24 protein-coding genes are annotated in these 24213 nt (G+C 59.3%); 14 read left to right on the top strand and 10 right to left on the bottom strand.

Annotation, left to right across the window (positions count from 1 at the left end):
* Nucleotides 1–11 precede the first annotated feature (11 nt).
* The 3 genes from alg8 to yaaA all read right to left on the bottom strand — a co-directional run bounded on the left by alg8 (nt 12) and on the right by yaaA (nt 4478).
* On the bottom strand, nt 12–1493 hold the full coding sequence (gene alg8, locus J2Y39_RS00105) for a mannuronan synthase (RefSeq protein ID WP_162098720.1): 1482 nt from the start codon (nt 1491–1493) through the stop codon (nt 12–14).
* A 79-nt stretch (nt 1494–1572) separates the two neighbouring features.
* Complete coding sequence (locus J2Y39_RS00110; RefSeq protein ID WP_016771595.1) at nt 1573–2889, bottom strand: nucleotide sugar dehydrogenase; 1317 nt, start codon at nt 2887–2889, stop codon at nt 1573–1575.
* A gap of 809 nt (nt 2890–3698) precedes the next feature.
* Nucleotides 3699–4478 (bottom strand): peroxide stress protein YaaA, encoded by a 780-nt coding sequence (yaaA, locus tag J2Y39_RS00115; RefSeq protein ID WP_150636190.1) that lies wholly within the window; start codon nt 4476–4478, stop codon nt 3699–3701.
* A gap of 363 nt (nt 4479–4841) precedes the next feature.
* Here yaaA and J2Y39_RS00120 point away from each other — a divergent pair, with 363 nt between their 5' ends.
* From J2Y39_RS00120 to J2Y39_RS00145, 6 genes are all read left to right on the top strand, one after another.
* Nucleotides 4842–5918 carry a polysaccharide deacetylase family protein gene (locus J2Y39_RS00120; RefSeq protein WP_370695134.1) on the top strand — a complete coding sequence of 359 codons (1077 nt, stop codon included), beginning with the start codon at nt 4842–4844 and terminating at the stop codon, nt 5916–5918.
* Between the two features lie 338 nt (nt 5919–6256).
* Nucleotides 6257–7651, top strand: coding sequence for a PhoH family protein (locus tag J2Y39_RS00125; RefSeq protein ID WP_024011685.1), 1395 nt, complete (start codon nt 6257–6259; stop codon nt 7649–7651).
* Between the two features lie 240 nt (nt 7652–7891).
* Nucleotides 7892–8365 carry a cyclic pyranopterin monophosphate synthase MoaC gene (gene moaC, locus J2Y39_RS00130; RefSeq protein ID WP_041479492.1) on the top strand — a complete coding sequence of 158 codons (474 nt, stop codon included), beginning with the start codon at nt 7892–7894 and terminating at the stop codon, nt 8363–8365.
* Nucleotides 8362–8616, top strand: a complete 255-nt coding sequence (locus tag J2Y39_RS00135; RefSeq protein ID WP_041479493.1) for a MoaD/ThiS family protein — start codon at nt 8362–8364, stop codon at nt 8614–8616. Before moaC ends, J2Y39_RS00135 begins: the two co-directional genes overlap by 4 nt.
* 2 nt (nt 8617–8618) lie before the next feature.
* Nucleotides 8619–9071: a molybdopterin synthase catalytic subunit MoaE gene (gene moaE / locus J2Y39_RS00140; protein ID WP_252879486.1), complete on the top strand. Its 453-nt coding sequence runs from the start codon at nt 8619–8621 to the stop codon at nt 9069–9071.
* Between the two features lie 294 nt (nt 9072–9365).
* Nucleotides 9366–10142 carry an ABC transporter substrate-binding protein gene (locus J2Y39_RS00145; protein WP_310214301.1) on the top strand — a complete coding sequence of 259 codons (777 nt, stop codon included), beginning with the start codon at nt 9366–9368 and terminating at the stop codon, nt 10140–10142.
* A 123-nt stretch (nt 10143–10265) separates the two neighbouring features.
* On the opposite strand, the gene J2Y39_RS00150 is transcribed toward J2Y39_RS00145, so the two are convergent.
* From J2Y39_RS00150 to J2Y39_RS00175, 5 genes are all read right to left on the bottom strand, one after another.
* Nucleotides 10266–10892 carry a transcriptional regulator gene (locus J2Y39_RS00150; protein ID WP_310214303.1) on the bottom strand — a complete coding sequence of 209 codons (627 nt, stop codon included), beginning with the start codon at nt 10890–10892 and terminating at the stop codon, nt 10266–10268.
* Nucleotides 10893–10976: 84 nt separating this feature from the next.
* Complete coding sequence (locus tag J2Y39_RS00155; RefSeq protein ID WP_310214306.1) at nt 10977–12104, bottom strand: FAD-binding oxidoreductase; 1128 nt, start codon at nt 12102–12104, stop codon at nt 10977–10979.
* A 150-nt stretch (nt 12105–12254) separates the two neighbouring features.
* Complete coding sequence (locus tag J2Y39_RS00165; protein ID WP_310214309.1) at nt 12255–13199, bottom strand: ornithine cyclodeaminase family protein; 945 nt, start codon at nt 13197–13199, stop codon at nt 12255–12257.
* A gap of 117 nt (nt 13200–13316) precedes the next feature.
* Nucleotides 13317–14795, bottom strand: a complete 1479-nt coding sequence (gene rhlB / locus J2Y39_RS00170) for an ATP-dependent RNA helicase RhlB (RefSeq protein WP_056783067.1) — start codon at nt 14793–14795, stop codon at nt 13317–13319.
* A 96-nt stretch (nt 14796–14891) separates the two neighbouring features.
* Nucleotides 14892–15548, bottom strand: coding sequence for an alpha/beta hydrolase (locus tag J2Y39_RS00175; RefSeq protein WP_056783069.1), 657 nt, complete (start codon nt 15546–15548; stop codon nt 14892–14894).
* A gap of 468 nt (nt 15549–16016) precedes the next feature.
* On the opposite strand from J2Y39_RS00175, the gene J2Y39_RS00180 reads away from it, so the two are divergent.
* The 4 genes from J2Y39_RS00180 to J2Y39_RS00195 all read left to right on the top strand — a co-directional run bounded on the left by J2Y39_RS00180 (nt 16017) and on the right by J2Y39_RS00195 (nt 20179).
* Nucleotides 16017–17048 (top strand): amino acid ABC transporter substrate-binding protein, encoded by a 1032-nt coding sequence (locus J2Y39_RS00180; protein WP_016771583.1) that lies wholly within the window; start codon nt 16017–16019, stop codon nt 17046–17048.
* Between the two features lie 66 nt (nt 17049–17114).
* Nucleotides 17115–18296: an amino acid ABC transporter permease gene (locus J2Y39_RS00185; protein ID WP_041479500.1), complete on the top strand. Its 1182-nt coding sequence runs from the start codon at nt 17115–17117 to the stop codon at nt 18294–18296.
* A gap of 10 nt (nt 18297–18306) precedes the next feature.
* Nucleotides 18307–19401, top strand: a complete 1095-nt coding sequence (locus tag J2Y39_RS00190; protein ID WP_016771582.1) for an amino acid ABC transporter permease — start codon at nt 18307–18309, stop codon at nt 19399–19401.
* A gap of 13 nt (nt 19402–19414) precedes the next feature.
* Nucleotides 19415–20179, top strand: a complete 765-nt coding sequence (locus J2Y39_RS00195; RefSeq protein WP_016771581.1) for an amino acid ABC transporter ATP-binding protein — start codon at nt 19415–19417, stop codon at nt 20177–20179.
* Between the two features lie 57 nt (nt 20180–20236).
* Here J2Y39_RS00195 and J2Y39_RS00200 read toward each other — a convergent pair whose 3' ends face one another.
* Together J2Y39_RS00200 and J2Y39_RS00205 are read right to left on the bottom strand one after the other, a co-directional pair.
* Nucleotides 20237–20725 (bottom strand): type II toxin-antitoxin system MqsA family antitoxin, encoded by a 489-nt coding sequence (locus J2Y39_RS00200; protein ID WP_056783073.1) that lies wholly within the window; start codon nt 20723–20725, stop codon nt 20237–20239.
* Complete coding sequence (locus tag J2Y39_RS00205; protein WP_056783074.1) at nt 20722–21033, bottom strand: type II toxin-antitoxin system MqsR family toxin; 312 nt, start codon at nt 21031–21033, stop codon at nt 20722–20724. The genes J2Y39_RS00200 and J2Y39_RS00205 overlap by 4 nt, the downstream gene beginning before the upstream one ends.
* Before the next feature lie 166 nt (nt 21034–21199).
* Between J2Y39_RS00205 and J2Y39_RS00210 the strand changes: the two genes are divergently transcribed.
* From J2Y39_RS00210 to J2Y39_RS00225, 4 genes are all read left to right on the top strand, one after another.
* Complete coding sequence (locus tag J2Y39_RS00210) at nt 21200–21859, top strand: FadR/GntR family transcriptional regulator (protein WP_076565984.1); 660 nt, start codon at nt 21200–21202, stop codon at nt 21857–21859.
* Entirely contained in the window at nt 21849–23153 is a 1305-nt protein-coding gene (locus J2Y39_RS00215) for a CynX/NimT family MFS transporter (RefSeq protein ID WP_252877491.1), read from the top strand. Before J2Y39_RS00210 ends, J2Y39_RS00215 begins: the two co-directional genes overlap by 11 nt.
* 190 nt (nt 23154–23343) lie before the next feature.
* Entirely contained in the window at nt 23344–23814 is a 471-nt protein-coding gene (locus J2Y39_RS00220) for a nuclear transport factor 2 family protein (RefSeq protein ID WP_095180432.1), read from the top strand.
* A 40-nt stretch (nt 23815–23854) separates the two neighbouring features.
* Entirely contained in the window at nt 23855–24157 is a 303-nt protein-coding gene (locus tag J2Y39_RS00225; protein ID WP_095180433.1) for a GIY-YIG nuclease family protein, read from the top strand.
* Nucleotides 24158–24213: the final 56 nt, after the last annotated feature.

The raw sequence follows: 24213 nt of genomic DNA on the forward strand, positions 1-24213 counted from the left end.
ATAGGAGCGGGTCAGACCATCATCAGCAGCACGGCGACAAAAATGCTGCCGGCGGAGAAGGTCATGGTCCGAGACGACCAGGTGTTGAACCAACGTTGAAAGCTGGCGAGATCACGGGTCAGGGATGTGGGCTGGCGAGTCCAGGATTGTTGGTCGAGGCGGAAGAACACGTAGATCTTCACCAGGGCGCCAACGATCTGGTTGTAATACAGAATCGCCGGGTAAGCAGGGCCGATGCGGTGACCGGAACACGACAGCAACAGCGTCAGGATCAGGCGGGTGATACCGATCCACAGCAGGTACACGAGGATGAACGCGGTGCCGTACTTGAAGCTGGCGATCAGTGCGACGGTCAGGCCGAGCAGCGAGGTCCACATCGACACGCGCTGGTCGAACAGCACCACCGAGGTGAACGCGCCGAGGCGGCGGATACCCAGGCCCAGTGCGCGCGAGTTCTGGCGCAGGTTGTTGCCGTACCAGCGGAACATCAGCTTGCGGCTGGCCTTGATGAAGCTCTTTTCCGGCGGATGTTCAACGGTGTTGATCGCGGCATCCGGCACGTAGAAGGTGTCGTAACCCAGGCGCATCAGGCTGAACCAGCTCGACTTGTCGTCACCGGTCAGGAACTTGAAGCGGCCCAGGCGCCAGTGTTGCAGCGAGTCGCTTTCAACGTCGGCGATGAACTCCGGATTGGTCACCACGGAGGCTTTGAACACCGACATCCGACCGGTCATGGTCAGTACGCGCTTGGACAGGGCCATCGAGCACATGTTGATGTGGCGCTGGGCGAAACGCAGCTTGTGCCATTCGCTCATGATGTAACCGCCGCGCACTTCGCAGAACTCGTTGGTGGTCAGGCCGCCGACATTGCCGAACAGCTGGAACCACGGCACGGTCTTGCGCACGACGCCTTCGCCGAGCACGGTGTCGCCGTCGATCACGGCCACCACGGCACGGTCGTCCGGCAGGTGACGGGAGATCGCACGGAAACCGAAGGCCAGACCATCGCGCTTGCCGGTGCCGGGAATGCGCACGAAGTCGAGCTTGACCCGCTCCGGCGGATTCATCCGTGCCCACAGCGCCTTGACCAGCAGCTCGTCGGACATTTCCACGATCGAGCAGACAATGGTGGTCGGCAGTTCGCAGTCGATGGCTTCGCGGATCACCGAGCTGTAGACCTGCGCGGTTGTCAGCGCGTCAATACGAAAGCTGGTGACCATCAGAAACACATGCGACGGATCGGCCGCTTTACCCAGCTTGCGTACTTTGCGACGCAGGTGCGGGTAAACGATGTAGAGAAAAATCATGCCGCGCACAAAGTGCGTTGCACCCATCGAGTAGCGCCAGATACCCACGGCGCCAATCAGGAAAATGAAGTCCTTCGACTCGGAGTCGAATGTGGACGTGGGCAGCATCAAGGCCAGGCCCATCAGCAGACTGAGATAAAAAAGCCAGCCGGCTGATTGCAGAAAAAAATGTTTGAGCTTGGTCATAACCGTCATCCGAAGGTGATGGAGGCTTCAAGCCGCAAGCGTGTTGCTTTTGCTTGCGGCTTGAAGCTTGAGGCTTGCCTTACCAGCAAATGCCTTCGGTGCGGCTACCGGCGCTGGTGGCCTTGGACATGAAGCCCACCAGGTCGATGACTTGCTTGCCCTGCGGCGCTTCCTGGGCCAGCGAACGGAATTTCTCGTCGCGGTTGCCGAGGATGATCACGTCGGAGTTGTCGATCACCGAGTCGAAGTCGGAGTTGAGCAGGGACGATACGTGCGGAATCTTCGATTCGATGTAGTCCTTGTTCGCACCGTGGACACGGGCGTATTCGACGTTGCTGTCGTAGATGCTCAGGTCGTAACCCTTGCCGATCAGCATTTCCGCCAGTTCGACCAGCGGGCTTTCGCGCAGGTCGTCGGTGCCGGCCTTGAAGCTCAGACCGAGCAGGGCGACTTTGCGTTTTTCATGGCTTTCAACGATGTCGAAAGCGTTCTGCACTTGCGATTCGTTACTGCGCATCAGCGAGTTGAGCAGCGGTGCTTCGACGTCCAGGGAACCGGCGCGGTAGGTCAGCGCACGTACGTCTTTGGGCAGGCACGAGCCGCCGAAGGCGAAGCCCGGACGCATGTAGTACTGGGACAGGTTCAGGGTCTTGTCCTGGCAGACCACTTCCATCACTTCACGACCATCGACGCCGACGGCTTTGGCGATGTTGCCGATCTCGTTGGCGAAGGTCACTTTGGTCGCGTGCCAGACGTTGCAGGTGTACTTGATCATCTCGGCAACGGCGATGTCCTTGCGGATGATCGGGGCGTCGAGTTCTTCGTACAGCGATTGCAGAACGTCGCCCGAGGCGGTATCGAACTCGCCGATAACGGTCATCGGTGGCTGATCGTAGTCAGCGATGGCGGTGGATTCGCGGAGGAATTCCGGGTTGACCGCAACGCCGAAATCGACGCCGGCCTTCTTGCCCGAGCAGTCTTCCAGAATCGGGATGACCACGTTGGCCACGGTGCCTGGCAACACGGTGCTGCGCACGACGATGGTGTGGCGGGTGGTTTTTTCACGCAGGACAAAACCGATCTCGCGGCACACGGCCTCGATGTAGTTCAGTTCCAGGTCGCCGTTCTTTTTGCTTGGCGTGCCGACGCAGATCATCGACAGGTCGGTATCACGAATCGCCTCGGCGAAGTTGGTCGTGCCGCGCAGACGGCCGGTCTGGATACCCTGCTGCAGCAGTTCGCCGAGGCCTGGTTCTACAATCGGCGATTTGCCGGCGTTAATCATGTCGATCTTGTCTTTGGCAACATCGACGCCAACTACGTCATGGCCCCGTGCAGACAGGCAACCGGCACATACTGCGCCAACGTAACCCAAACCAAATATGCTGATGCGCATCGCAATTACCTCTGTATATATCAGGCCTTAGAAGGCCGGAGTTAATGGTGTTCAGCGGTCACTAGTGCACTCGGAAGTGCGGCTTACAGGCGCCACAATGCCGTGTGCAGGCATACAAAGTTCCGAGTGTCTAATAAGTGCACTCAAGATGTGCGCAACTAGGCCTTGTTGTTATGACTTGCCCTGTTATGCAGCCGATCTTCCGTGCGGGAAGACTCTAGTGCAGTCGTGTAGCCTGCTCGACGTCCGGTAGGGGGCCGGTAAATCAAGCAGTTAGGTGCTCAGGCGAGCACGTTTATAGGGGCGCGGCCTTGGCCTTTGTAGGGGATATTAATGGTGCGTATCTCCTGTCCTTCGATTGTTTTGAGACTAGTTAGTCACTCAGGCAAGTTGCTGTGACAACTTGGTTACATGGCTATCAGCTCTGCGTAAGTTATCTCGTACAAACTCGGCGAGAATCGTTACCGGTGGTATGAGCAACGCATTTGGACATAGTTCCAGCCCGCTCATCGTGCCAGCCGAAATTTTTTGAAATATTGATGAAGATGGCACTGGGTGCAAATTGATAGCACTAACGATTTCGCCCTTTAGTTATCGGGGTGAAACCGGGGTCGATAGTTTTGTGCCACTACGGGTAAAAAATTTAGGTGCCACTACTGAAAAAAAACTTCAGTGTCGAGTGAAACTAAAATTAGAAAATAGAGTGTGGTTTTATTGGCGCCATGAATTTGGCGATATGTCGCAGGGGGATTTTGACTTCGGGCGGACTGCACGACTCTGGAGGAAAAGAGTCGTGCAAAGGGCATGCTTTATTCCGGGGCGTGGTCGCGCAAAAACACCAGATTGTCAGGTTTCGATTGTTCGGCGCTGTAGCGATAACCCTGTACATCAAATTGCTTGAGCTGAGCCGGGTCGTTGATGCGTTCCTGGATCACAAAACGGCTCATCAGGCCGCGCGCTTTCTTCGCGTAGAAACTGATGATCTTGTACTGGCCGTTCTTCTGATCCTTGAACTCGGTATTGATGATCCGCGCCTTCAACGCGCTGCGCTTGACCGCAGAAAAGTATTCGTTGGATGCAAGGTTGAGCAGTACGTCATCGCCCTGATCGGCCAGCGCTTCATTCAGCCACTCGCTGATGCGCGTACCCCAGAACGCATACAGATCCTTGCCACGGCCGTTGGCCAGTTTGGTGCCCATTTCCAGGCGATAGGGTTGCATCAGGTCCAGCGGCCGCAGCAGGCCATAAAGGCCGGAGAGCATGCGCAAATGCTTTTGCGCGTAATCGAATTGCGCTTCGCTGAAGGACTGCGCATCCAGGCCGGTGTACACGTCACCCTTGAAGGCGAGCAGGGCCTGCTTGGCGTTTTCCGGGGTGAAGGCGGGTGTCCAGCTGCCGAAACGCGCGGCGTTGAGGCCACCGATCTTGTCGGACACGTGCATCAACTCGCTGATCTGCGCCGGACTCAGCTCGCGCAACTGCTGGATCAATTCCTGGGAATGGTCGAGGTACTGCGGCTGGGTAAAGCGCTGGGTCGCCGGCGGTGTTTCGTAGTCGAGGGTCTTGGCGGGGGAAATCACCATCAGCATGAAGTCGTCTCCTTTAATCGTGGGGGCGATTCTAGGGGGTTGTCCGGGTTGACTCCAGCTATCAAGCCCATAGGTGATCGACGGCTTAACTCAAACCCCTTGTAGGAGCGAGCCTGCTCGCGAAAGCGGATTCACATGATCGTTCCCACGCTCCGCGTGGGAATGCAGCCCGTGACGCTCTGCGTCACAGTCGTCTGACGCGGAGCGTCCGGGGAGGCGTTACCACGCAGAGCGTGGGAACGATCATCCGTGGCTGAGGGGAATAGGACAGGATCAGCTATAGTGCCGCGCGGGTTTTGTTATGGAGACATCCCTTTGCGCATTGTTCTTTTATTCACCGCGTGGCTGCTGAGCTTCGGCGCCATGGCGGCGCCCGGTGATGCGGCGACGCTGGATCGCACGACCTGGCCGGAGCAGCTCAGCAACCCGACCCTGTTCGACGTCGCGTCGCGGGCGGAAATCCTCATGTTCGCTCGCGGCCTGCTCGGCACCGAGTCCATCGACGAGGCGGCACTGGCCCAGCGCCTGGGCCTGCGCACGGTCAATATCGATGCGGTCAATCAGCTGCGCCAGCGCCTCTGGCAGCGCTTGCTCGCCAACTACAACCACGCCCAGCAAAGCTGCGATCAGGACGCCTCGTTCTGCTTCCTCGTCGAAGACCTGCCGACCCTGCGCGAGCAGGCGGCCAAGTTCGTCGTCAGCGACGACAGCTATTACACCAAGTGGGCCGAGCCGAGCCGGATCTTCCATTTGCAGTACCTCGACGAGCTGATGCGCAAGGCCGCGCTGTCACCGCAAACCAGTAACGAATTCGATCGTTTCGGCGACTACGAGCGCAACGGCGACGACATGCACGACCGGCTGTTTCTGCTGACGTTCGACAGCGCCGCCAACGTGCAACCGGACAACACCGACTGGCTGACCGAATACCTGCGAAAATCTAATCTGAGCGGGACATTCTTTGTACTGGGCAAGGATATTCAGGCGCGACTCGCTGGCCGTTCGGTCAGCAGCCTGCAGGCGAGTTTCTCCCGGCAGTGCGTTGGCGTGCAGGGCTGGGAGTTCCGCTCTCACAGCCATTGGCAGGACTGGCAGGATTCGGTGCGGCGCAGCGCCGATCTGGTGAAGAACAAACTGCCGGAAAACTACGTGCCGCTGTTCCGTCCGCCGGATGGCCAGCGCCGCAGTGACGCACAAGGTTTCTTCAATAGCCAGGGCCTGCAAGTGGCGCTGTGGGACATCGATGCCCAGGACGGTGCCGGCAAACTCAAAGGCCCTGCAAGCGCGCAGCGGGTGCTGACCCTGATGCTGCTGTGGCGGCACGGGGTGATCAATTTCAACATGAAACAGGATGCGGTGAAGACGTCCCTGCCGTGGCTGATCACCCAGACTGCGCAGAGCGGCATTGGCTGGGAAGACTGTCAGGACGCGTTTCGTTGAGAATCGACAAAAAGCCCGGAAACATTGGGCTTGGGGTGATTTTCAGGAGGAATTCGATGCAGGCGGACTTCCGACTTTAGCGGGGTACGGGGAGTCCGCCAAGGGCTTTTCGTCACTCTGCAAAATAAACTTAAAAAAACCGTCAAAGAGCTTTTTTATGTCATCGGTTTTGGAGTATTACGAAGACAGACCGCCGAAACCTGCGACACAGGTGGCGTCTTCCCAGACTCCTATTGTGTGCAGTTCATCCAGGCCCTCGTGGATGAATTCGGCAGTCACCTCGAGGCGCAGCACTGTCACGGTATTGCGTCGAATGGCTCCCACAAAGGTGACCGAGTATGGATGATCACGGACGCAGCCCTTCCTCCAACCAGCCAATCCTGTATGTACTCGATACCAACGTATTGATTCACGATCCAAATGCCCTGCTGAATTTCGAAGAACACCACGTCGCCATCCCGATGACCGTGCTGGAAGAGCTGGACAAGCTCAAGAGCGGCCATCACAGCGTGGCCGCCGAATGCCGCCAGGCGATCCGCCTGATCGACAAGACCCTGGGCGATGCGTCCCCTGAAGACGTTGAGCTGGGCGTGCCGATCCAGCGCGGCAAGGGCGGGCCAAAGGGCTTGCTGTCAATTCTGATGAGCAAGCAGGCCGAGTCGAACCTGATTCTGCCCGAGCATCTGAACGACAACAAAATCATCAACCAACTGATTGATCTGCATACCCGCGATCCGCAAAAACCGGTGGTGCTGGTCACCAAAGACATCAACATGCGCCTCAAGGCGCGCGCCTGTGGGATCGACGCCGAGGACTACAGCACCGACCAATTGGTCGATGACGTGTCCCTGCTGCCCAACGGCTACCACAACATGACCGGCTCCTTCTGGGACCGCGTGAGCAAGGTCGAAACCCGTCAGGACCACGGCCGCACCTGGCATCAGGTACAACTGATCGACAACCTGCCGGCCGTGCACATCAACGAGTTCATCATCGACGAGCAGGGCTTTGTCGGCTGGATCAAGGAAATCCAGGAAGACCGCCTGCTGATCCTCGACCTGCACCAGGAGCCACTGCTGCATCAGGAGGCCTGGGGCCTGAAGCCGCGCGACATCTATCAGAGTCTGGCGCTGTACGCGTTGCTTGACCCGGACATTCATCTGGTCAACCTGTCCGGCGCCGCCGGTTCCGGTAAAACCATTCTGGCGCTGGCCGCTGCCATCGAGCAGACCATGGTCAGCAAACGTTATCGCCGCATCATCGCCACCCGCAGCGTGCAGGGTCTGGACCAGGAAATCGGCTTCCTGCCCGGCACCGAAGCGGAAAAAATGGAGCCTTGGCTGGGCGCCATCACCGACAACCTCGAAGCCTTGCACATGGATGACGAAAACACCCATGGCAGCGTCGACTACATCCTCAGCAAAGTGCCGTTGCAGTTCAAATCGCTCAACTACATTCGCGGTCGCAGCTTCCAGCAGAGCCTGATCCTGATCGACGAATGCCAGAACCTCACGCCGCACCAGATGAAAACCATCATCACCCGTGCCGGCGCCGGTTCCAAAGTGGTGTGCCTGGGCAACCTGGCGCAGATCGACACCCCTTACCTGTCCGCGACCAGCTCCGGGCTGACCTACCTGACCGAACGTTTCAAGGACTTCCCCAACGGTGTGCACATCACCCTGCAAGGGGTGCCTCGCTCGATCCTGGCCGAATACGCCGAATCGCATTTGTAACCTTTCACCCAGAACCGGGCGGCCCTTAAAGCCGCCCGGTTTTTTTATGGATAAATGCATATCTCCTGTGGGAGCGAGCCTGCTCGCGAATGCGGTGTATCAGTCGACATCTATAGTGAATCTGAATCCGCTTTCGCGAGCAGGCTCGCTCCCACAGGGGGCAACGGTGATTTCATAATCAGTGATGCGGATATCTGACCCACAGGTTTACAATCCACGCTCCTGATCAGGAGTAATCCCGTGCTGACTCATCTCGATTCCCAAGGTCGCGCCAACATGGTCGACGTCACTGAAAAAGCCGTGACGTTCCGTGAAGCGACCGCTCAAGCGCTGGTGCGCATGCTCCCCGCAACCTTGCAGATGATCGTCAGCGGCGGTCATCCCAAGGGTGATGTGTTCGCCGTGGCGCGCATTGCCGGAATTCAGGCGGCGAAGAAGACCAGCGATCTGATTCCCCTGTGCCACCCGCTGATGCTCACCGGCGTCAAAGTCGAACTCAGCGCCGAAGGCGATGACAGCGTGCGCATCGTCGCTCGCTGCAAGTTGTCCGGGCAGACCGGCGTCGAAATGGAAGCGCTGACCGCCGCCAGCGTCGCCGCCCTGACCATTTACGACATGTGCAAAGCCGTCGACCGGGGCATGACCATCGAAAGCGTGCGTCTGCTGGAGAAAGTCGGCGGCAAGAGCGGCCACTTCCAGGCGGAGCAGCCATGAAACTGACCGTGAAGTTTTTTGCCCGTTACCGTGAAGCGTTGGGCGTGGATTCGGTTGCGGTTGAAGGCGATTTCGCCACCGTCGATGACGTTCGGGCGCATGTGCTTGAAATGCAGGCGCAACGTGATGGCGCCGAAGTATTGAGCGAGCAGAACCTGATGTGCGCACGCAACGAAGATCTCTGCCAGCTCGACGAGCCGGTGGTCGATGGCGACGAAGTGGCGTTTTTTCCCACCGTCACCGGAGGCTGAGCATGACGATTCGCGTGCAGGCCAAGCCGTTTGATCCGGGCGCTGAAGTCAATGCGATGCACGCGGCCAATGTCGGCGTTGGCGCGGTGGTGAGCTTTGTCGGTTACGTGCGCGACTTCAACGACGGGCTTGACGTGGCCGGGATGTTCCTCGAACACTATCCGGGCATGACCGAAAAGGCTCTGGGCAAGATCACTGTCGAAGCCGAGCAGCGCTGGCCGCTGTTGAAACTGGAAGTGCTGCACCGCATCGGCGCGCTGGAGCCGGGCGAACCGATCGTCTTCGTCGGCGCCGCCAGCGCCCACCGCCAGGCCGCGTTCGATGCCTGCGCCTTCGTCATGGACTACCTGAAAACCCGCGCGCCGTTCTGGAAAAAAGAGAACACCAGTGACGGCCCGCGGTGGGTCGAAGGGCGCGACAGTGATCATGCTGCCGCCGATCGCTGGAATAAATAACTCCTGTAGCGCCCTCCAATCCGCCATCGCTGGCAAGCCAGCTCCCACAGGGTTTTGCGTCGTGCACATATTTTTTGTGCACCACTGAAACTGTGGGAGCTGGCTTGCCAGCGATGAGGCCATCTGCAACACCCAAAAACCTCGCAGACACTCTCTTCTCCCTGATTGACGGCTTGTACCTATGAGTCCAGTATGGATTTCCAAGTACAAAAAGCTTCTGTCTTGCCGCTATCAGCTTGCCGCTTGTAGCTGCTCTTCTTCGCCAAACCAACAACAACCCGCGAGAGAACGAACATGAAGAAACTCCCCCTCATCACCGGTCTGGCCCTCAGTCTGCTGGCCTGCTCCAGCGTCTTCGCCGCCGAGAAAACCCTGCGTATCGGCATCGAAGCGGCCTATCCGCCATTCGCGTCAAAAACCGACAAAGGTGAAATCGTCGGCTTCGACTACGACATCGGCAATGCCCTTTGTGCGCAGATGAAGGTCAAGTGCGTGTGGGTCGAAGGTGAGTTCGACGGGCTGATTCCTTCGCTGAAAGTGAAGAAGATCGACATGGCGCTGTCGTCGATGACCATCAACGAAGATCGCAAGAAGTCGGTGGATTTCAGCCACAAGTACTATTTCACTTCTTCGCGTCTGGTCATGAAGGAAGGCGCTACGGTCGATGATCAGTACGCCAGCCTCAAAGGCAAGAACGTCGGCGTGCAGCGCGCGACCACCACCGATCGTTATGCCACCGAGGTGTTCGAACCCAAGGGCATCAACGTCAAGCGCTACAGCAACAACGAAGAAATCTACATGGACCTGGCGGCGGGGCGCCTCGATGCGATTTTCGCCGACACCATCCCGCTCAATGACTTTTTGTCGATGCCGCGCGGCCAGGGTTACGCGTTTGTCGGGCCAGAGTTGAAGGATCCGAAGTACGTCGGCGAAGGTGCGGGTATTGCCGTGCGCAAGGGCAACGGTGAACTGGTCAGCCAGTTGAACAGCGCCATCGACGGGATTCGCGCGAATGGCGAGTATCAGAAGATTTCCGAGAAGTATTTCAAGACCGATATCTACGGCGATTGACAGTCCGTTATCGCTGGCAAGCCAGCTCCCACAGGTTCAGCGGTCGCCATAAATTTTGTGTGTGACGCAATTACTGTGGGAGCTGGCTTGCCAGCGATGGGGCCGGACGAGTCACCGCAGAATTCAGCTCTTCAATTCCTTCAAATGCTTGTACACCGTCGCCCGCCCCATGTTCAGCACATTGGCCACGTAGTTCGAGGCGCTCTTGCCCTTGAACGCGCCCTCGGCGTGCAGCGCCAGCACCAGTTCGCGTTTGTGATCGCGGGTCAGCAGGTTCAGGCTCAACTGCCGCTCGCGCAACCAGGCGTGGAGGAAGGTGTTGATGCGTTCCTGCCAGTCATCACGGAACAGCGAGTCCGGCTGCGGAATCAGCTTGCTCGGCGAGAGAAACAGGTCCAGCGCCGCTTTGGCGTTCTCGAACAGGGAAATGTTCAGATTGATGCACAGCACCGCCAGCGGCCGACTTTCGCTGTCACGCAGCACGGTGCTCAGGCTGCGAATTTTCTGACCGTCCCAGTTGAGCTTTTCGTACGGGCCGATGTTCCTGTCGCTGACATCATCGCTGAGCATGTCTTCCAGTGACGAGTCGTCGCCGATCTCGCGCTTGGACAGGTTGTTGGCGATGTAGTCGACCTTCTGCGTGCGCAGGTCGTGCAGCACCACCTCGGCGTGGGGGAAGAACAGCGTGGCAATGGCGTCGGCGATGGCGCGGAAGTTATCCAGCGCCGGGTCGAATTCGGGGGCAGTCATGACAGTGGAGCTCCAGGCAGCGTCAGCGCCCCTTGTGCCGGGGCGCTGCGAGTGTGCCGCAATCTTTTCGACGAGTCGATGCGATCAAGCCAGTCGGGCCGGGGAGAGCATGGCGCTGTCCAGGCCGAATTGATGCAGGTGCTCGGGGAATGGCTCGCCGCGCACCAGCGCCGCACTGGCCTGGCCCATCGCCGGCGACGTCTGAATGCCGTAACCGCCCTGCGCGGCGACCCAGAACAGCCCTGGCACCTGCGGATCAAAGCCGCTGAGCAAATCACCGTCGGCAACGAAACTGCGCAGACCGGCCCAGGTGCGGGTCGGACGGCGGATGGTCAGCGTGGTGGCCTCTTCGATCTGATAAATGCCCATGGCGATGTCGAGTTCTTCCGGCTGCACATCGTGCGGTTCGACCGGATCGGCGTTGGCCGGCGAGCCGAGGAACATGCCGGCGTCGGGCTTCATGTAGAAGGATTCGTCGAGGCTGACCAGCATTGGCCAATGATGAGTGTCCACGCCTTCCGGGCCGGCAAAGATAAATGCGGCGCGGCGTTTCGCTTGCAGCCCCAGCGGCTGCGCACCGGCCAGGGCAGCGATCTTGTCGGCCCACGCACCGGCGGCGTTGATGATCACCGGTGCGCTGAACGTCTCGCCATTGGTCTGCACGATCCACAGGCCATCGGCATCGTGGCTCAAGCCGAGCACTTCGCAATCGGTGCGCACTTCGCCGTGGTTGCGCCGGATGCCGCGCAGGTAGCCTTGATGCAGCGCGTCGGTGTCGATGTCGCAGGCCGATGGGTCGTAGATCGCGCCGTGGACTTTTTCCCGGCGCAGGATCGGCAGACGCGCGCAGGCTTCGTCGGCGCTGAGCAGTTGCATCTGCGGCACGGTGGCTTTGGCGCTGAGGTATTGATTGTTCAGTTCGGCGGGATCACCGATGAAGTCGACGGTCATTTCGCCGCGCGGAGTCAGCAGCGGGTGCTCGCAAAAGCCGCTCGGAGGACTGTCGAAAAACGCGCGGCTCGCCTGAGTCAGTGCGCGGACCTGTGCGGTGCCGTAGGCGGCGGTGTACAGCGCGGCGGAGCGACCGGTGGAGTGATAGCCGGGATGGGTTTCACGCTCGAGCACGATCACTTTGCCGTGCGGCGCCAGCCAGAACCCGGTGGAAGCGCCGGCAATCCCGCCGCCGATGATGATGAAATCTGCGTGGCTCATGTGGGTCTCCAGTGGGTACGCAATATCAAGGCGTTCGCTAGTCCATCGTGGGAGCGAGCCTGCTCGCGAAAGCGGTGTATCAGTCGACATCTTCGCTGAATGTCAGACCGCATTCGCGAGCAGGCTCGCTCCCACAGGGGATTGTTGGCGTTAGTGGGTTAAGTGATAAACCGCATTGGCGAGGGCAATGTCTTCCAGGCCCAAGCCGATTGAACGGAAGAACACGTGACGGTCGTAACCCGGGCGCTGCACTTTTTCGCTGAGCAAGTCGGCGAGGTCGCCGACAATCGAATCCTTGTTCCAGCCATGCTGTTCGGCGGCAATCAGCATCTCACCTGCCGAACCCGGCGTGGTCAGACGATAGTCGCAGAACACCTGCATGTCGTTGAGACTTTGCGGCGGTACCTCATGGGCGCGGGGGGCGTTGGTGCTGATCGAGGTGATCAGCGCCGGTTTGCTTAACCCGGCAGGATCGATTACCGGCCCGGCCGACGAGGTGCAGAGCATGATCACATCCGCATCGGTAACGGCGGTCTCGCGGCTGTCGGCAATCTTCAGTGACGGCGCGATGGACTTCAACACAGCCTGTGTTTGCGCATCTTCCAGCAGCGATGGCGAATACAGGCTGATGCTCTGCCAGTCGCGCAGCGCTTTGGCGTAGTGCAGATGCGCTTGAGCAACCTTGCCGCTGCCGATGATCGCCAGTCGCTGTGCATTCAACGGGGCGAGGACGTCGACCGCCACGGCCGTGGTCGCGGCGGTGCGCGCGGTGGTCAGTTCGCCGGCATCACAGAGCAGCAGCGGCTGGCCGGTTTTCATCGACATCAACAATGTCCATGCCGTCACCAGCGCACCCTGCTCACGGACGATGTACGGCGAAGTCTTCACTCCGTACACGCCGTCCTCGGCCAGTACACCCAAGTAGTTGATGAAGTCGCCGGCACCCTGCGGAAACTCGACCCATTGCTGCGCCGGCTGCACGGCGTTCCCGGCCGCCAGATCGCGGAACAGCTTGCGCAGGATTTGCGGAACATCGATACGCGCCAATAGCTCATGGGCCTGGGCTTGATCGATCACATAGGGCGTACTGGACATTTCGCGCTCCGAAACTAAACTTATTTTTCCATTATGGACTTTTAGTTCTGGCGAGCAACCATCGGGCATAAAAAAAGCGCAGTCCGTTTCTGGCTGCGCTTTTTCATATGGCGGGGCTTACTGTGGACGCTTGCGCTCAACCGCACGCAGTAGATGCGTCGGCGGGGTTTCACAGCTGATCTTGCGACCAAGCTTTTCTTCGATCGACGGCAACTGGTAGGAGTCGTCCTCGCCGGCAAAGCTGATCGACACGCCATCGGCGCCGGCACGACCGGTACGGCCAATGCGGTGCACGTAGTCGTCCGGGACTTCCGGCAGGGTGAAGTTGATCACGTGGCTGATGCCGTCGATGTGGATGCCGCGACCGGCGACATCGGTGGCCACCAGCACGCGGATCTTGCCTTCGCGAAAACCTTCCAGAGTCTTGATGCGCTTGTGCTGCGGCACATCACCGGAGAGTTGCGCGGCGTTGATGCCGTCACGCACCAGACGCTCTTCGATGCGGCGTACTTCGTCCTTGCGGTTGGCAAACACGATGACTCGCTCCCAACCGTTATCGTTGACCAGGTTGTAGAGCAGCTTGTATTTGTCGGCAGCGGCCACGGCGTAGATGTGCTGCTCGACGTTCTCGTTGGCGACGTTGGTGATTTCGATTTCGACAATCGCCGGGTCGGTGGTCCATTGCTTGGCCAGATTCATCACGTCTTCGGTGAAGGTCGCGGAGAACAGCAGGGTCTGGCGCTCGGACTTCGGCGGGGTCTGGCGAATGATCTGCCGTACCTGCGGGATGAAACCCATGTCGAGCATGCGGTCGGCTTCGTCCAGGACCATCACTTCGACCATGTCCAGGTGCACGTCGCCGCGCTGGTTGAAGTCGAGCAAGCGGCCCGGCGTGGCGACGAGGATGTCGCAATGCCGCGCTTCGAGGTGCTTGAGCTGTTTGTCGAAGTCCATGCCGCCGACGAACGTCATGACATTGAGGCCGGTGTATTTGGTCAGGTCAGCGGCGTCCTTGGCGATCTGCACCACCAGTTCGCGGGTCGGCGCGATGATCAGCGCACGCGGCTCGCCCATATAGCGCTCTTTCGGCGGCGGCGTCTGCAGCAACTGGGTGATGATCGAGATCAGGAACGCGGCGGTCTTGCCGGTGCCGGTCTGCGCGCGGCCAATGGCGTCTTTGCCGGCGAGGGTGAAGCCCAGCACCTGCGCCTGGATCGGCGTGCAGTACGGAAAGCCCAGGTCCTGGATGGCGTGCATCAGTTCCGGGGCAAGCTTGAAATCGTGAAAGCGGGTTTTGCCTTCCTGTGGCTCGACGACGAAGTCTTCGAGTTTCCATGGAATGACCGGTGCCTTGGGCTTCGGTTCGCGACGCGGTCTGGCCGGTTTCGGCGCTTCGCCGGGTGCAGGCTCTACGGCCATTGGCGCGGCCGCAGCGGGTTTTTCTTCGGGCTTCGGTGCGGCTGCGGGAGCGGGGCGGTCGGCCTGCGGGGCATCGGCGCGATGACCGGGGGCGTGCGACGGCGCACTGGGAACTGGCGCGAGCTGCTCAGCCTCGCTTTTACCGAACATTTTCTTGAGTGCTTTGAGCACGGTCATCTCATCAATTGGTTAAGGAATGTACGCCGGCCAGTGTAATGCAAGAATCGGGCGCGGCGTAGTAGGAGGGATCAATGGGCAGGGATTGGTCGACAATCAGCGCAGTCGTTCGCTCAACCAGACACCAATGTCGCGAATCTCTTCAGGTAACACTTCGTGCTCCATTGGGTATTCCTGCCATGTCACGGTGACACCATGCTTCTTCAAATGCTCGTAAGCACTGCGGCCCATCGAGTTCTGCACCACGTTATCGAACTGGCCGTGCAGCGATAGCACCGGAATGCGCTGCTGGCTGGCGGATAACTCCAGTTCGTCGCTGAATGTCGGTGCGTAAGTAGACAACGCCAGCACCCCACCCAACGGCCCCTGCCACTTCAGAAATGCGGTGTGCAGAACCACCGCGCCGCCCTGGGAAAAACCGGCGAGAAAAATCCGCGAGGCGTCTATTCCGCTGGCGCGCTCGGCTTCGATCAGTTCGATGATGCGCTCTGCCGAAGCTTCCAACTGGTCACGGTCGATCGCCCGGGCCGGGCTCATGGCCTTGATGTCGTACCAGCTGGGCATGGCATATCCGCCATTTATCGTCACTGGACGCGTCGGCGCCTGCGGCAGCACAAAACGCGTGCTCAGCAGGCTTTCCTGCAACGCCTCGGCCACCGGCAGGAAGTCGTAACGGTCGGCGCCGAGGCCGTGCAGCCAGATCACGCAGGCGTCTGCGGGCTTAACAGGCTGAAGAATCAAGGGCTCGGTCATGTCTGCTCCAAAAATGTGCGGGCGCTCTCATTGAGTGCGTGATTGAAGTGCGCGCCCGGTTGATCCGTTAACAAGATGTCGCAAGGTTACAAGTTTAGCTATTGACGTGTCGCGCAATCACTTTCGCAAGCGGTGTGGTACGGCGTTTGCTATGGAGGTTTGCGTACGAAGCGTCCTACGCGTGGCGGTAACACTATCAGTGTCAGTCGCGTGATGGGATAGCAACGAATCCGGTGATGGATGTTCGCCAATGGCCGCTACGGGCTTAGCGAACGTGAAAGGGCTACAGCCCGTTCGGCCGATTGGTGAGAAGTGAGTGATCCATGATGTGGATTTTCTCCTACTAGACTCATAGCGAAGGTCTTACGTCGGTTGACCCCAAAAAAAGCCAACACGGGTCAACAACGCCTCAAAAGGGTGCGACTGGACTCAAGCTCCGACACAACAAGAGCAAAACTGGAGGTTTGAATGAAGATGTTGAAATCCACTCTGGCGGTCGTGACTGCTGCAGCAGTACTCGGCGTCAGCGGGTTCGCTCAGGCGGGTGCAACCCTGGATGCGGTACAGAAAAAAGGTTTCGTGCAGTGTGGCGTGAGCGACGGTCTGCCGGGCTTCTCGGTACCGGATGCGACCGGCAAGATCCTCGGCATCGATGCCGACGTCTGCCGCGCTGTGGCCGCAGCCGTTTTCGGCGACGCCAACAAGGTCAAGTTCAGCCAGTTGAACGCCAAGGAGCGCTTCACCGCGCTGCAGTCCGGCGAGATCGACATCCTGTCGCGCAACACCACCATGACCAGCTCCCGTGACGCGGGCATGGGCCTGAAATTCCCGGGCTTCATCACCTACTACGACGGCATCGGCTTTTTGGTGAACAACAAGCTGGGCGTGAAAAGTGCCAAAGAGCTCGACGGCGCGACTATCTGCATCCAGGCCGGTACCACCACCGAACTGAACGTTTCCGACTACTTCCGTGGCAACGGTCTGAAATACACCCCGATCACCTTCGACACCTCCGATGAAAGCGCCAAGTCGCTGGAATCCGGTCGTTGCGACGTGCTGACCTCCGACAAGTCCCAGCTGTTCGCCCAGCGCAGCAAGCTGGCCTCGCCGAAGGACTACGTGGTTCTGCCGGAAACCATTTCCAAAGAACCACTGGGTCCGGTCGTACGTAACGGCGACGACGAGTGGCTGGCCATCGTGCGTTGGGTCGGCTACGCGCTGCTCAATGCCGAAGAAGCCGGCATCACTTCGAAGAACGTCGAAGCTGAAGCCAAGTCCACCAAGAACCCGGACGTGGCCCGTATGCTCGGTGCTGACGGCGAATACGGCAAAGACCTGAAACTGCCGAAAGACTGGGTTGTGCAGATCGTCAAGCAGGTCGGCAACTACGGCGAAATCTTCGAGAAAAACCTCGGCAAGAGCACTCCGCTGGAAATCGACCGTGGCCTGAACGCCCTGTGGAACAACGGCGGCATTCAGTACGCACCACCAGTGCGCTAATGGTTCTATCGCCCGGCGGGCCAACCGCCGGGTGATGTTCTTGTTCCATTTCTTCCGGGGCACTTCATGCAAAATTCTATCGGCGCACCAAAGCAGAGGCTCAGCCTCAGCGATCCACGAGTGCGTGCGTGGCTATTCCAGATCATCACCGTTGTGGCGGTGATCTCGCTTGGCTGGTACCTGTTCGACAACACGCAAACCAACCTTCAGCACCGGGGTATCACTTCCGGTTTCAGCTTTCTGGAGCGCAGTGCCGGGTTCGGCATCGCTCAAACCCTGATCGACTACACCGAAGCGGACAGCTACGCGCGGGTGTTTGTCATCGGCCTGCTCAACACCCTGTTGGTGACCTTTATCGGCGTGATCCTGGCGACGATCCTCGGTTTCATCGTCGGCGTGGCGCGGCTGTCGCAGAACTGGATCATCGCCAAACTGGCGACGGTGTATGTGGAAGTGTTCCGCAACATTCCGCCACTGCTGCAGATCCTGTTCTGGTACTTCGCGGTGTTCCTGACCATGCCGGGGCCGCGCAACAGCCACAACTTCGGCGACACCTTCTTCGTCAGCAGCCGTGGCCTGAACATGCCGGCCGCACTCGCCGCTGACGGCTTCTGGGCGTTCGTGATCAGCATCGTGCTGGCCATCGTCGGCATCGTGCTGATGTGCCGCTGGGCCAACAAGCGTTTCGAAGAAACCGGCGTACCGTTCCACAAGTTCTGGACCGGCCTGGCAATTGCGCTGGTGATCCCGACCTTGTGCGCGCTGATCTTCGGCGCTCCGTTGCACTGGGAAATGCCCGAGCTCAAGGGCTTCAACTTTGTCGGTGGCTGGGTGCTGATCCCGGAACTGCTGGCGTTGACCCTGGCGCTCACTGTGTACACCGCAGCGTTTATCGCCGAGATCGTGCGTTCCGGGATCAAGTCGGTCAGCCACGGTCAGACCGAAGCGGCGCGTTCGCTTGGCCTGCGCAACGGCCCGACCCTGCGCAAGGTGATCATCCCGCAAGCCCTGCGCGTGATCATTCCGCCGCTGACCAGCCAATACCTGAACCTGGCGAAAAACTCCTCGCTGGCCGCCGGCATCGGTTACCCGGAAATGGTTTCGCTGTTCGCCGGCACCGTGCTCAACCAGACCGGGCAGGCCATCGAAGTGATTGCCATCACCATGAGCGTGTACCTGGCGATCAGTATCAGCATTTCCCTGCTGATGAACTGGTACAACAAGCGCATTGCGCTGATCGAGCGGTAAGGAAAAGCGCATGAGTACTCATACTTTCAAACCCGACATGCCTCCACCGAACAGCAGCATCGGCGTGGTGGCGTGGATGCGCGCGAACATGTTCTCCAGCTGGCTCAACACCCTGCTGACGCTGTTTGCGTTCTACCTGATCTACCTGGTCGTGCCACCGATTCTCAGCTGGGCGATCGTCGACGCCAACTGGGTCGGCACCACCCGCGCCGACTGCACCAAGGAAGGCGCCTGCTGGGTGTTCATTCAGCAGCGTTTCGGCCAGTTCATGTACGGCTACTACCCGACCGAGCTGCGCTGGCGCGTTGATCTGACCGTGTGGCTGGCGGTCATTGGCGCAGCACCGCTGTTCATCTCGCGCGTGCCGCGTAAAGCGGTGTACGGCCTGAGCTTCCTGGTGCTGTACCCGATCATTGCCTTCACTTTGCTGCATGGCGGTTTCGGAATGACCACCGTGCCGACCAGCCAGTGGGGCGGCCTGATGCTGACCCTGGTGATCGCCACCGTCGGCATCGCCGGGGCGTTGCCGCTGGGTATCGTGCTGGCGCTGGGACGACGTTCGAACATGCCGGCGATTCGTGTGGTCTGCGTGACCTTCATCGAGTTCTGGCGCGGCGTGCCGTTGATCACGGTGCTGTTCATGTCCTCGGTAATGCTGCCGCTGTTCCTGCCTGAAGGCATGAACTTCGACAAGCTGCTGCGGGCGCTGATCGGCGTGATCCTGTTTCAGTCGGCGTACGTCGCCGAGGTGGTGCGTGGCGGTCTGCAAGCGATTCCCAAAGGTCAGTACGAAGCGGCTGCGGCGATGGGCCTCGGTTACTGGCGTTCGATGGGCCTGGTGATCCTGCCGCAAGCCCTGAAGCTGGTGATCCCGGGCATCGTCAACACGTTCATTGCGCTGTTCAAGGACACCAGCCTGGTGATCATCATCGGCCTGTTCGACCTGCTCAACAGCGTCAAGCAAGCCGCCGCCGACCCGAAATGGCTGGGCATGGCCACCGAAGGCTACGTGTTCGCCGCCCTGGTGTTCTGGATTTTCTGTTTTGGTATGTCGCGCTATTCCATGCATCTGGAACGCAAGCTCGACACTGGCCACAAGCGTTAGGAGTTCTCTGTAAATGAGCGAAGCAATCAAAAAGCCTGTGGGTCCGGAAGGCATTATCCAGATGCAGGGCGTGAACAAGTGGTACGGCCAGTTTCACGTACTCAAGGACATCAACCTCAACGTCAAACAGGGCGAACGCATCGTCCTGTGTGGTCCGTCGGGCTCCGGTAAATCCACGACGATCCGTTGCCTCAATCGTCTGGAAGAACACCAGCAGGGGCGCATCGTCGTCGATGGCGTGGAACTGACCAACGACCTCAAGCAGATCGAAGCGATCCGCCGCGAAGTCGGCATGGTGTTCCAGCACTTCAACCTGTTCCCGCACCTGACCATCCTGCAGAACTGCACCCTGGCGCCGATGTGGGTGCGCAAGATGCCCAAGCGCAAGGCCGAAGAAATCGCCATGCATTACCTGGAGCGCGTACGCATTCCGGAGCAGGCGCACAAATATCCGGGGCAGCTTTCCGGCGGTCAGCAACAGCGTGTGGCGATCGCCCGCGCCTTGTGCATGAAGCCGAAAATCATGCTGTTCGACGAGCCGACTTCAGCGCTTGATCCGGAAATGGTGAAAGAAGTTCTGGACACCATGATCGGTCTGGCCGAAGACGGCATGACCATGCTCTGCGTGACCCACGAAATGGGCTTCGCCCGCACCGTGGCCAACCGCGTGATCTTCATGGACAAGGGCGAAATCGTTGAACAGGCGGCGCCGAACGACTTCTTCGACAATCCGCAGAATGATCGGACCAAGTTGTTCTTGAGTCAGATTTTGCATTGATGCCCGTCAGGCGCTGAAACAAACCCGGACTCAGTTCCGGGTTTGTTTTATCTGGGCTCATCTGGCCAGAACAGGTTCCCGCTCCGGGTAACGAGTTTCCAGAAGTTGTTTGAGACCGTCGTCTGCGTGAAGTGCCTGAATTTCCTCTAGCAGATCGGGATGACGATCCAGAAGCCGCATCAGTGTGAACAACGGCTGCGGCGGAGCCAGTTCGCCGCGTTCATATCGTGAAAACGCATTATGCCCACCTCCTGACAGCCACTTCACCGCACTTCTTTGAGTGAGATGGAGCTTTCGGCGAATACGCTTCATTTCGGTACCGATCAGCCGAAGTACGTCTTCGAGTAATTGATCGCCGGCATCTACGTAGCGCTCGGCACTGTCGGTACCACTGTCAAAAATGATTTCGCCACAGATCCTGCACTCCCAGCCGGCGAGAAGGTGTACGGGCCGCGAAAACTGTTTGTAATTGACGTCGAGACTGCGATCTTGAAAGTGGTGCATTGCGTGTTCGGTGCCGCAACTCAGGCATTGCCTCTTGCTCATGTGTTTTTCTCCTTGAAGGAGATCACCGGAGAACCACCGCTCGTGCAGTAGGTCACTTTGATATAGATCTCCCGATTTCGAAACGATACGTGATAGACGTCGTGCCAGTTACGATGGTTGGAATAAGAGGTCATGGATTTGTAGAGCATCCGCCGCTCAAGCGTTGCCACAACCTGCATCATCACTTTCCAGGACATGCCCATGTCCCGGCCTGTCTCAAGTGCATAACGTGTAAAGGCTTCTTTGCCTCGTCTAACTACTTCGGCCTTCACGACTGTCAAATCGTAATGGGGTGTGTTCTTTTCCATAAGAAGCCAAAACCCTGTCCCTGAAATTATCCTTAAAGGGTAATTTTGACCAATCGAAAATGCCGCTCCATGTGTCTCCGATTGACCCTAGGTGGTTGCCGTCCTACATGGGTCTGACTAACATGTCGGAAAATTCATCCTATGATTGGATGAAAAGGTGAGGCTCATGTCCGACATTTCCCCTTTGATCAAGCGATCTCTGGTCGATCAGGCTTTGGATCAACTGCGGCAGCGCATCAACAGCGGTGCGTGGCAGGTCGGCGAGCGTCTGCCGACCGAACCTGAGCTGTGCGCCGAGCTGGGCATCAGCCGCAACACGGTGCGTGAGGCGATGCGTGTTCTGGCGTTCTCGGGATTGATCGAAATTCGCCAAGGCGACGGCAGTTATCTGCGCGCCGTGGTCGATCCGCTGGATACGCTGAAGGCGTTGTCCCGCTGTTCCCTGGAGCAGGCTCGGGAGACCCGACACATCCTTGAAGTCGAGGCCATCGGCCTGGCGGCGTTGCGTCGTACCGATGAGGATCTGGCGGCGCTGCGTGAAGCGCTCGGCACCAGCGGCAGCCACTACCACGGCGATCTCGACACCTATATCGCCTGCGATCTGGTGTTCCATCGCCGACTGGTCGACGCCGCGCACAACCCGACCCTCAGCGAGCTGTATCGCTATTTCTCCAGCATCGTCGGCGCGCAATTGCGCCAGACCTTGAATATTTCCCCGCGCCGTCAGGAAGTGTTCGATCTGCACATCGACTTGCTCGATGCGGTCGAGCAACGCGACCCGGAGCGGGCCAAAGCCTTGTCGAGGCAGTTGATCAATGAACCTTGAAACCGAGAAATCCATGTCCCGCAATGAGTTATCCACAGCGTCGAAACGCTCGCCCGAACTGGAGGAATTGCTGATCGATGCCGAGGCTGATGACGAGCAGGTCCAGCAAAGCCACCCATTGGTAAAACGCCCGTGGCTGTTGCTGCTCGGCTTGATTCTGGTGGCGCTGAACCTGCGCCCGGCGTTGTCGAGCATGGCGCCCTTGCTCAGCGAGGTCTCCAGCAGTCTCGGACTGTCTGCGGCGCAGGCGGGATTGCTGACCACGTTGCCAGTGCTGTGCCTGGGCTTGTTCGCACCGCTGGCGCCGATTCTGGCGCGGCGTTTCGGTGCCGAGCGCGTGGTGCTGGGAATTCTGCTGACGCTGGCCGGCGGGATTATCCTGCGCAGTAATTTCGGCGAGATCGGCCTGTTCGCCGGCAGCGTGCTTGGGGGCGCCAGCATCGGCATTGTCGGCGTGCTGTTACCGGGCATTGTCAAACGCGATTTCGCCAAACATGCGGGGACCATGACCGGCGTCTACACCATGGCCCTGTGCCTGGGTGCGGCGATGGCGGCGGGTTCGACCGTGCCGCTGAGTGAACACTTCGGCAACAGCTGGGCGATGGGCTTGGGCTTCTGGGTGATTCCGGCATTGGTGGCCGCGGTATTCTGGCTGCCACAAGTCGGCTCCAAACATGGCGCACACAACGTCGCCTATCGCGTGCGCGGGTTGCTGCGTGATCCGCTGGCCTGGCAGGTGACCTTGTACATGGGCCTGCAATCGTCGCTGGCCTACATCGTATTTGGCTGGTTGCCGTCAATCCTCATCGGGCGCGGGCTGACACCGACTCAGGCCGGATTGGTGCTGTCCGGTTCGGTGATCATTCAACTGGCCAGTTCGCTGGCCGCGCCGTGGCTGGCGACCCGGGGCAAGGATCAGCGCCTGGCGATTGTCGTGGTCATGGCGCTGACCCTGGCCGGCCTGTTCGGCTGCCTGTACGCACCGATCGAAGGTCTGTGGGGCTGGGCGATTCTGCTCGGACTGGGGCAGGGCGGCACTTTCAGTCTCGCCCTGACCCTGATCGTGCTGCGCTCGCGTGATTCCCATGTCGCGGCGAACCTGTCGAGCATGTCCCAGGGGTTTGGCTACACGCTGGCGTCCATGGGGCCGTTTGCCGTGGGCGTGGTGCATGACTGGACCGGCGGCTGGAATGCCCTGGGCTGGATCTTCGGCGTTATCGGCGCCGGTGCAATCCTCGCCGGGCTGGGTGCCGGGCGGGCGCTGTATGTGCAGGTGCAAAGCGAAAAGATCTGAATGCACTGGGTGCAAATGTGGGAGCGAGCCTGCTCGCGAAAGCGGTGTTTCGGTCAACATGGATGTTGAATGTTGAATTGCCTTCGCGAGCAGGCTCGCTCCCACAAGGGTTTAGCGTATTGCCGATAGTGTTTCTGCGCGCGGCAGATTATGGTGCTGGCAATCTGTACCTATTTCCTTGGAGATTGCCTTGAGCGAAGCCCATAGCGCCCTGATCACCCGCTTCTACCAAGCCTTTCAGCGCCTCGACGCCGAGGCCATGGCGGCCTGCTACACCGATGATGTGGTCTTCAGCGATCCGGCCTTCGGCGAGTTGCGCGGGCGCGATGCCGGCGACATGTGGCGCATGCTGACTACCCGCGCCAGGGATTTTTCCCTGACTTTTGACAATGTCCGCGCCGACGAGCGCACCGGCGGCGCGCATTGGGTGGCGACTTACCTGTTCAGTCAGACCGGCAACGTCGTGGTCAACGACATCCAGGCGCGCTTCGTCTTCCGGGACGGCAAGATCTGTGAGCACCACGACCACTTCGATCTGTGGCGCTGGTCGCGGCAGGCGTTGGGTTTCAAAGGCCTGCTGCTGGGCTGGACGCCGCTGGTGCGCAACGCGGTACGTGCCCAGGCGCGCAAGGGACTGAAGGCATTTCAGGCCGGGCGCTGATAAGATCGCCGCCTGTTTTCCTACACGTTCAGATCCCGAAGTGACCAGCCTTAGCGAAAAATCCGTCGATGCTGCCGAACCAGTGAGTAAATCCTGGTTCGTCTACCTCGTGCGTGCCGCCAATGGCTCGTTGTATTGCGGAATCAGCGACGACCCCGTACGCCGTTTCGCCAAGCACCAGAGCGGCAAGGGAGCGCGGTTCTTTCTTTCCAGCCCGGCGATGGCGTTGGTCTACACCGAACTGTGCCGTGACAAAAGCGATGCCCTGCGACAGGAACGGCTGATCAAGAAACTCAAGAAGAGCGCCAAGGAATGCCTGGTCGCGTCTTATCAATCTGACTGATTGGTTCCCATCAGGCAGATCGGTAGGCCTGTCAGGCAATGCGCGCTAAGCTGCGG

Source organism: Pseudomonas sp. 2957 (assembly GCF_031456345.1).
GTDB lineage: Bacteria > Pseudomonadota > Gammaproteobacteria > Pseudomonadales > Pseudomonadaceae > Aquipseudomonas > Aquipseudomonas siliginis.

Excerpts from the sequence above, each read along its gene's own strand:
- alg8 (WP_162098720.1), bottom strand. The coding sequence starts at position 1,493 with ATGACCAAGCTCAAACATTTTTTTCTGCAATCAGCCGGCTGGCTTTTT.
- J2Y39_RS00110 (WP_016771595.1), bottom strand. The coding sequence starts at position 2,889 with ATGCGCATCAGCATATTTGGTTTGGGTTACGTTGGCGCAGTATGTGCC.
- yaaA (WP_150636190.1), bottom strand. The coding sequence starts at position 4,478 with ATGCTGATGGTGATTTCCCCCGCCAAGACCCTCGACTACGAAACACCG.
- J2Y39_RS00120 (WP_370695134.1), top strand. The coding sequence starts at position 4,842 with ATGGCGGCGCCCGGTGATGCGGCGACGCTGGATCGCACGACCTGGCCG.
- J2Y39_RS00125 (WP_024011685.1), top strand. The coding sequence starts at position 6,257 with ATGGATGATCACGGACGCAGCCCTTCCTCCAACCAGCCAATCCTGTAT.
- J2Y39_RS00135 (WP_041479493.1), top strand. The coding sequence starts at position 8,362 with ATGAAACTGACCGTGAAGTTTTTTGCCCGTTACCGTGAAGCGTTGGGC.
- moaE (WP_252879486.1), top strand. The coding sequence starts at position 8,619 with ATGACGATTCGCGTGCAGGCCAAGCCGTTTGATCCGGGCGCTGAAGTC.
- J2Y39_RS00145 (WP_310214301.1), top strand. The coding sequence starts at position 9,366 with ATGAAGAAACTCCCCCTCATCACCGGTCTGGCCCTCAGTCTGCTGGCC.
- J2Y39_RS00150 (WP_310214303.1), bottom strand. The coding sequence starts at position 10,892 with ATGACTGCCCCCGAATTCGACCCGGCGCTGGATAACTTCCGCGCCATC.
- J2Y39_RS00155 (WP_310214306.1), bottom strand. The coding sequence starts at position 12,104 with ATGAGCCACGCAGATTTCATCATCATCGGCGGCGGGATTGCCGGCGCT.
- J2Y39_RS00165 (WP_310214309.1), bottom strand. The coding sequence starts at position 13,199 with ATGTCCAGTACGCCCTATGTGATCGATCAAGCCCAGGCCCATGAGCTA.
- rhlB (WP_056783067.1), bottom strand. The coding sequence starts at position 14,795 with ATGACCGTGCTCAAAGCACTCAAGAAAATGTTCGGTAAAAGCGAGGCT.
- J2Y39_RS00175 (WP_056783069.1), bottom strand. The coding sequence starts at position 15,548 with ATGACCGAGCCCTTGATTCTTCAGCCTGTTAAGCCCGCAGACGCCTGC.
- J2Y39_RS00180 (WP_016771583.1), top strand. The coding sequence starts at position 16,017 with ATGAAGATGTTGAAATCCACTCTGGCGGTCGTGACTGCTGCAGCAGTA.
- J2Y39_RS00185 (WP_041479500.1), top strand. The coding sequence starts at position 17,115 with ATGCAAAATTCTATCGGCGCACCAAAGCAGAGGCTCAGCCTCAGCGAT.
- J2Y39_RS00190 (WP_016771582.1), top strand. The coding sequence starts at position 18,307 with ATGAGTACTCATACTTTCAAACCCGACATGCCTCCACCGAACAGCAGC.
- J2Y39_RS00195 (WP_016771581.1), top strand. The coding sequence starts at position 19,415 with ATGAGCGAAGCAATCAAAAAGCCTGTGGGTCCGGAAGGCATTATCCAG.
- J2Y39_RS00200 (WP_056783073.1), bottom strand. The coding sequence starts at position 20,725 with ATGAGCAAGAGGCAATGCCTGAGTTGCGGCACCGAACACGCAATGCAC.
- J2Y39_RS00205 (WP_056783074.1), bottom strand. The coding sequence starts at position 21,033 with ATGGAAAAGAACACACCCCATTACGATTTGACAGTCGTGAAGGCCGAA.
- J2Y39_RS00210 (WP_076565984.1), top strand. The coding sequence starts at position 21,200 with ATGTCCGACATTTCCCCTTTGATCAAGCGATCTCTGGTCGATCAGGCT.
- J2Y39_RS00215 (WP_252877491.1), top strand. The coding sequence starts at position 21,849 with ATGAACCTTGAAACCGAGAAATCCATGTCCCGCAATGAGTTATCCACA.